Here is a 5426-nt window from a genome sequence, read left to right as displayed (position 1 = left end):
TTAACCTACGGCCATTGGACCAGGACCAGTCAACCGGTCGACCGGCCCTCCGCTGGGATTCGGGCCGTTCAGCGCATGATGCCGGTGTGGCCCAGGGAATAGCGGCCCGGCTGCGGCCAGACGGTCAGCCCGTGCGGCTCATGGCCGACCGGAATCCTGGTCAGCAGCCGGCCGGCGGACGGATCGGAACCGCCGGTGCCACCGGTGTCGAAGACGTAGACCTCGTTGCTACGCCGACCGGACAGCCACAACCGGGTGCCGTCCGCGTTCACGTTGCCCATGTCCGGTGTGCCACCGCCGGGAATCGGCCAGTTCGCCACGACCGCCCGGGTGGCGAACGAGATGACCGAGACCGAACCATTCTGGCCGGCATGTGGGAACGGCACGCTCATGCTTTCCATCTGGCCGCCGCGATTGGCCACGTACAGGAAACGCCCGTCCCGGCTCGGATAGAGCCCGTGGGTCTCCGGTCCGGTGTGCACAAATCCGATCTTGGTGAACGTGTCGCCGTCGATCAGGTGGACTCCGTCGGCGTTCATGTCGGCGACATACCAGACCCGGCCCGCCGGGTCGATCTTGATGTCCTGCGGCGCGGCCTGGCGGCCCAGATCCAGATAGCCCACGACCGTCTGGTGGACGAGGTCCACCTTGACGAGCCGTCCGGCGAACTCGCAGGTGGCGATGGCGTAGCTGCCGTCCGGGGCGAAGTCGACATGGTTGACACCCGCGCATTCGGTGCCGACGTCGAGGCTGTGGCGCAGTTCCATGGTGTGTGGGTCGCGGAAGTCGATGTCATGGTTGGCCTCGGCGATGACCATCGCGTACCTGCCGTCGGGCGTGAAGTACAGGTTGTACGGGTCCGCGACCGGGACCGCCGGGCCGGCGAGCCGCCCGGTGCTCGGGTCGATCGGTGACAGGCTGTTGCCGGCGTTGTTGTTCACCCACAGGGTGCGCAGGTCCCAGGACGGTACGACGTGCTGCGGTTGCCGTCCGGTGGCGAAGGTGTCGATGATCTTCATCGTCTTCTGGTCGATGACGCTGACGGTGCCGTCGGCCAGGTTCGGAACGTAGACGTACGCCGGATCATTGCGGACGACCGGGCTGAGCATCCCGGCCCGCGCGTGCGCGTAGACGTCGACCCCACCCGCGCCACCCGCCGCCGCCGTCACCGCCGCCGCGCCCCCCGCGGGGGCGCTCGCCGCCGGGGTGCCGGCCGGGTCGCCATGATGATCGTGCGGGTGGGCGCTGGTGGACGACGCCACCGCACTCGGCTCGTGATCGTTTCCGGTGGCGACGTAGATTACCCCTGCGGCGATCAGCAGAACCGCGATGATCGCGGCGCCCAACACGCGCTGCCGGGGCTGCCTGGCCGACCGGTGGGAGTGGGGCGAATCCTTGGCTGGCACGGCGACAGACTAGCCATGGGTCATCGCTCGGATGCTAGCGGCACCCGGGTGAGTGAGGGGAATCTGCGACGTTGTGGTCGCCGGCTCACTGTGGTCCGTCGTGTCGCGTTGGGTGGTGCCGTCGATCGGTGCCAGGTGAGGGGGGCTTTCAGTGACATCGCAGCGGTTCACCGTGCCGGATATGGAAGGAAACGGCCCATCCCGGCGTCGACTGCTGGCCGCTGGCTCCGCGGTGGCGGCCGCCGCGGGGCTCGCCGCCTGCTCCGGTTCGGCCTCGCCCGCCGGCTCGGCCGGTGCGGCCGGCGCCGGTTCCACGCCGCGACCGCTACGCGCGCCGGCCACAGCCACAGCGCCGGCCACTCCCGGGAGCGTCGCCGCGTCCGCACCACCGCCTGGCCCGGATCTGGTGCCGGGTGGTCCGGCCACGGCGGTCGCGAACGGTCCGCGTGACCGTCCACGGGTGGCGCTCACCTTTCACCTCGGCCCGCACGAGACCGGCCAGGACCCGGTGCTCGCCCGCCAGTTGCTCGGCGAGGCCGCGGACCTCGGCGTGCCGATCACCGTGTTCGCTGTCGGCCAGTGGTTGGACGCGCACCAGGACCTCATCCCGCCGATCCTCGCCGCCGGCAACGAGGTGGCCAACCACACCTACACCCATCCGACCCTGACCGCTCTGCCCGCAGGCCAGGTCGCGGCCGAGATCGCCGGCTGCCGGGACGTCCTCGCCCGGCTGACACCGACCCAGGGCCGGTACTTCCGCCCGTCCGGCACCAGCACGGCCAGCCCGCTGATCCTCACCGAGGCCGGTGCCGCCGGCTACCGCACGGTGGTCGACTTCGACGTCGACCCGCTGGACTACACCTCACCCGGTGCCGACGCGGTGGTCGCCCGGGTCCGCGCCGGCCTGCGGCCAGGTTCCATCGTGAGCCTGCACTTCGGTTACCCCGGCACGGTCGCAGCCTTCCCCCGGATCGCGACCCTCCTGCGCACCGCCGGCCTCACCCCGGTCACCGTCCACGACCTGCTGACCACCTGACGTCCCAGGAGGGGTGCTCGGCGTCAGGTGGCCCTGCTCGACGCGGGCGCGCAGGCCGCGGCGGTCCGGTTTGCCGCTGGGAAGGGAAGGCACCTCGTCCGCGGTGGCGACGATCCAGCGGGTCGGGACCTTGTAGCTGGAAAGCAGCCCCCGGGCCCGTCCGGCGAGGGACCGGGTGTCCAGCGGGACGCCCGCGTCAGTGGCGGCGGCCGGGGCGGCCGGGGCGAGGACGATGCAGACCTCCTCGCCGCGGGTCGGATGTGCGACGCCGGTGACGACGCAGTGCGCGACCTCGGGGAACTCCTCGAGGACGGCCTCGATCTCCCGTGGCGACACGTTCGCCCCGGCCACCTTGATCATCTCGCTGTCGCGGCCGACGTAGAACAGCCGGGGGTCGCCGGCGCGGCGGTAGACACGGTCGCCGGTGTGGTACCAGCCGTCGGCGTCGAAGACATCGGACCGTTCCCGCTTGTTGTAACCGGCCATCGACCCCGGGCCGCGGATGAGCAGTTCACCGATGGTCCCCTCGGGCACCGGCTGGCCGGCGGCGTCGATGATCGCCGTCTCGGTGTACGCGAAGCTGCCGGCGGACTCGGTGAGACTGCGGTGGATCGGAGGCCGTCCGGGACACCGGTCATCGCCAGGTCCACCGGGCCGTCGTACAGCATCGGGGCATGGCTCAGGTCGCGGTCGGGGAAGCTTGGGTGCAGCCGTAGCGCCTGGGTGAACGCCGGCCAGCCGACGACGCCGTTCGCCCGCTCCCGCTCGGCGAGTTCCAGCGCGGGCCCCGCGTCCAGCTTCGCCTGGACCAGCAGGGTGACGGGTTCGTGCAGCGCGCCGGTCGCCGCGAGGATGCCGCCGATCCAGAAGAACGGCATGGCGCACAGCACCCGCGGCGCCCGCTCGACCCCGGTGAGACCGCGGATGACCATGGCCCAGGTGGACGTCTGCCGGACCAGCGTGCCCTGCGTGTGCAGCACGCCCTTGGGCTCGGCCGTCGACCCCGACGTGTGAATCATGATGGCGAGGTCGGCCGGACTCACCTCGTCCTCCACCGCGGCCAGCGTCTCGGCCCGCACCATCGGAGCCCTCGTCCCCGCCTCCGCGTCCGTCCCCGCCTCCCACCGCGTAGCCCAGCTGGGCCATGTGGCCGAGGCGGGAGACATGGCCGGGGTGGGAGACGCGGTCGAGGTGGGAGATGTGGCTGAGGCGGCCTGCTCGACGGCGTCCGGCGGTTCGGTCAGGATCACGCGACGCAGGTACGGTGCCGACGCCAGTTCGAGACGGCCCGCCGGCTGCCCCGCTGGTGCGGCGAGGTCCGTGAAGGCGGCCTCGAAGCGTTCGGCGACGTCGATGCGCAGCACCATCCGCGGCGCGACCAGCACCGCGACGTCCGCCAGCCGCACGATGCGGGCGATCTCGGCCGGTGCCAGCAGCGTGCTGAGCGGGACGGCGATCGCCCCGATCCGGCTCACCGCGAGCCACCACAGCGCCCATTCGGGTCCGCTCGGGAAGAACAGCCCGACCCGGGTGCCCTTCCCGACACCGTCATGGAGCAGCCGGCGGGCGACGACAGCTGACCGCCGCTCCGCCTCGGCGACGGTCAGCCGCTCGGTCAGGGTCACCACATAGTCGGACGCGCCGAACTCCCGCGCCGCCCGCCTCAGCACCTCGCCGACGGTCAGCCCGACCGGGGCATCCTGCGCGGATGTCATCGTCATCGTCTCCTCCGAACGCAACGGTGCGCGGCGTGGCCGGACCAGCGACCCTCCTGTGATCTACCGTGTCCGGCCCGGACACGCCACCTCCGCCGTCGCCGGTGGTGGGAGGGGAACAGCGGCGGGGCGGTGTGGATTGAAGCAGGGGTGACCGTGTCTCCGCGTCCCACCACCACCGCCGCCACCGCAGTGCCGTCGCCCCGTGCGGATCAGTCCGATCTGCTGGACGGGGCCGAGGTGGCGCCACTGTTCACCCCGTTCACGCTTGCCGGGGTGGAACTCGCCAACCGGTTCGTGATAGCGCCGATGACCCGCCAGGCCTCACCGGGTGGTGTGCCCGGCGACGACGTCGCCGCCTACTACGCCCGACGGGCCGCGCACGCCGGGCTGATCGTCACCGAGGGCACCTACGTCGATCATCTCTCGTCCGGTTCCAGTGACCGGGTGCCGCGTTTCCACGGCGAGGACGCGCTCGCCGGGTGGCGGCGGGTGGTCGAGGCGGTGCACGGGGCCGGCGGGCGGATCGTGCCGCAGCTGTGGCATCTGGGCGCGGCCCGGGAGCCGGGGGCGCCGCCGCGGCCGCAGGCACCGGTTCTCAGCCCGTCAGGGGTGCGCGCCGATGGCACGACGATCGGCACGCCCGCGACCATCGCCGACCTCGACGCGGTGGTGACCTCCTTCGCCCGCGCCGCGGCGGACGCCCGGGCCGTCGGGTTCGACGGTGTCGAGGTGCACGGGGCCCACGGCTATCTGCTCGACCAGTTCTTCTGGTCGCGCACCAACCGGCGCACCGACGGTTACGGCACGGGCCTGGCCGGTCGGGCCCGGCTCGGCGCCGAGGTGGTCGCGGCGATCCGCGCGGCGGTGGGCCCCGACTTCCCGGTGATCTACCGTTTCTCCCAGTGGAAGGGCGGGGCCTTCGACGCCCAGGTCGCCGACTCGCCGGCCGACCTCGAAGGGCTGCTCGCCCCGATCGTCGAGGCCGGCGCCAGCGCGCTGCACGTGTCCACCCGCCGCTACTGGCTGCCCGCCTTCGACGACTCGCCTCGCACACTCGCCGGTTGGACGAAGCACCTCACCGCGCTGCCGACCATCACGATCGGTTCCGTCGGGGTCGCCACGGCGTTCGGCGGTGACGGCGAGGTATCCGCGCCGCTGCGCCTCGGGCCGCTGGTGGACCTGTTCGAGCGGGGCGAGTTCGACCTGGTCGGCCTCGGCCGGGTGCTGCTGTCCGACCCGGCGTGGCCGACCAAGGTCCGCACCGGC

At 72.2% G+C, this 5426-nt stretch carries 3 protein-coding genes and 1 pseudogene; 2 read left to right on the top strand and 2 right to left on the bottom strand.

Features of this window, described 5'->3' with window-relative positions; all coding sequences use genetic code 11:
- Nucleotides 1-68 precede the first annotated feature (68 nt).
- Nucleotides 69-1349, bottom strand: coding sequence for a YncE family protein (locus G6R24_RS17795; protein ID WP_420840673.1), 1281 nt, complete (start codon nt 1347-1349; stop codon nt 69-71).
- A 238-nt stretch (nt 1350-1587) separates the two neighbouring features.
- Here G6R24_RS17795 and G6R24_RS17790 point away from each other — a divergent pair, with 238 nt between their 5' ends.
- Nucleotides 1588-2442: a polysaccharide deacetylase family protein gene (locus G6R24_RS17790; RefSeq protein WP_192029172.1), complete on the top strand. Its 855-nt coding sequence runs from the start codon at nt 1588-1590 to the stop codon at nt 2440-2442.
- A gap of 24 nt (nt 2443-2466) precedes the next feature.
- On the opposite strand, the pseudogene G6R24_RS22740 reads toward G6R24_RS17790, so the two are convergent.
- A pseudogene (locus G6R24_RS22740) lies at nt 2467-4157 on the bottom strand (class I adenylate-forming enzyme family protein); the annotation flags it as partial.
- A 150-nt stretch (nt 4158-4307) separates the two neighbouring features.
- Here G6R24_RS22740 and G6R24_RS17780 point away from each other — a divergent pair.
- Nucleotides 4308-5426 (top strand): oxidoreductase (locus tag G6R24_RS17780; RefSeq protein ID WP_338084465.1); only part of this gene is annotated, 1119 nt, incomplete at its 3' end.

The organism is Candidatus Frankia nodulisporulans, assembly GCF_902806475.1.
Taxonomy (GTDB): domain Bacteria; phylum Actinomycetota; class Actinomycetes; order Frankiales; family Frankiaceae; genus Frankia; species Frankia umida.
Note: the sequence above shows the minus strand (reverse complement) of the source record. Positions and strands in the feature narration are given on the sequence as shown.

What these genes read in the sequence shown, in the direction of transcription:
- G6R24_RS17790 (WP_192029172.1), top strand. Translation starts at nt 1,588, where the DNA reads ATGGAAGGAAACGGCCCATCCCGGCGTCGACTGCTGGCCGCTGGCTCC.